The following is a 1,492-nucleotide window of genomic DNA, read 5'->3' on the forward strand; positions in this document are numbered from 1 at the left end:
GGCGGGTTCGATCGAGGAACAGCTCAAGGCGCGGTTCGATCCGCGTGAGTATCGGCTGGATATTCGGCGGGCGCCGTTACTGGCGGCGAAGGTGGCCGAGGACCCGGGCCAGGAGGCGGGGACGCCGGGCCGCTGGTTGCTGATGCTGCTGAACCATCATCTGGTGGGTGACGCCACCACGACACAGGCAATGATAGGGGAAGTGGCGGCACACCTCGCCGGTGAGGCGGCGGACTTGCCCGCCCCGCCGCCGTTCCGGGATTACGTGGCGCAGGCGCGCCTGGGACGCAACGTCGAGTCGGACGAGGTGTTTTTCCGGGACTTGCTGGGCACGGTGAGCGAGCCGACCCTGCCGTACGGCCTGTCCGACGTGCAGGGCGATGGCGGGGACATCGACGAGGCGGTGTTGCCGGTGGCGCCTGGGCTTGAAGGGCGTCTGCGGGTGCAGGCGCGCCGTTTTGGGGTGAGCGCGGCGAGCCTGTTCCACCTGGCCTGGGGCCGGGTGCTGGGCGGCCTGTCGGGTCGCGATGACGTGGTGTTCGGCACAGTACTGCTGGGCCGTCACGGCGGAATGGCCGAGCAAGCGCTGGGGATGTTCATCAACACGTTGCCGCTGCGGCTGGACCTGGCTGTCCCGGTGGCCGAGGCGGTGAGGGAGGCGCAGCGGCGTCTGGCGGGTCTGCTGGTGCACGAGCATGCCTCGCTGGCGCTGGCGCAGCGCTGCAGCGGGGTCGAGGCGCCGCTGCCGCTGTTCAGTGCCCTGCTGAACTACCGCCATAGCGCGGTGGGCGAGGTTGAGAATGGTGACGAGATGCCCGCGTCTGGCAGTTTCGGGATGGAGCTGTTGGACGGCGAGGAGCGGACCAACTACCCGCTGACCCTGTCGGTGGACGACCGGGGCGAGGTCGGCTTCTCCCTGACGGTGCAGGCGGTGCGACCGCTGGAAGCGGATCGCATTGGCGGCTACATGCAGGCGACCTTGTCGAGCCTGGTGACGGCGCTGGAGTCGGCGCCGGAGCAGCCGGTGCGGAGCCTGGAGATCCTGCCGCCGGCGGAGCGGCAGCTGCTGCTGGAGGACTGGAACGCAACCGAGGCCTCCTATCCGTCGGAGCAGTGCATCCACGAGTTGTTCGAGGCACAGGTGCAGCGCAGCCCGGAGGCGGTGGCGCTGGTGCACGGCGATGAGACGCTGAGCTATGGCGCGCTGAACGCGCGGGCGAACCAACTGGCGCACTACCTGCGGGAACTGGGTGTGGGCCCGGACGACCGTGTGGCGATCTGCGCGGAGCGCTCGCTGGCGATGGTGGTGGGCCTGCTGGGTGTGTTGAAGGCGGGCGGGGCCTATGTGCCGCTGGACCCGGAATACCCGGCCGAGCGAGTGGCGTACATGCTGGAAGACAGTGCCCCGGTGGCGGTGTTGGTGCACGGCGACGTGCCGACGCTGGCCACGGGCGACTGTCCGGTGATTGCGCTGGACGACAGTGCGCCCTGG

Annotated in this window: 1 protein-coding gene; it reads left to right on the forward strand. The window is 69.6% G+C overall.

Translation table 11 applies throughout. The annotated features are described in order from the left end of the window. The coding region (locus EZI54_RS23670; RefSeq protein WP_165495870.1) for an AMP-binding protein at nucleotides 1-1,492 on the forward strand (1,492 nt) is incomplete at both ends.

This window comes from Marinobacter halodurans (assembly GCF_004327985.1).
GTDB classification, from domain to species: Bacteria; Pseudomonadota; Gammaproteobacteria; order Pseudomonadales; family Oleiphilaceae; genus Marinobacter_A; species Marinobacter_A halodurans.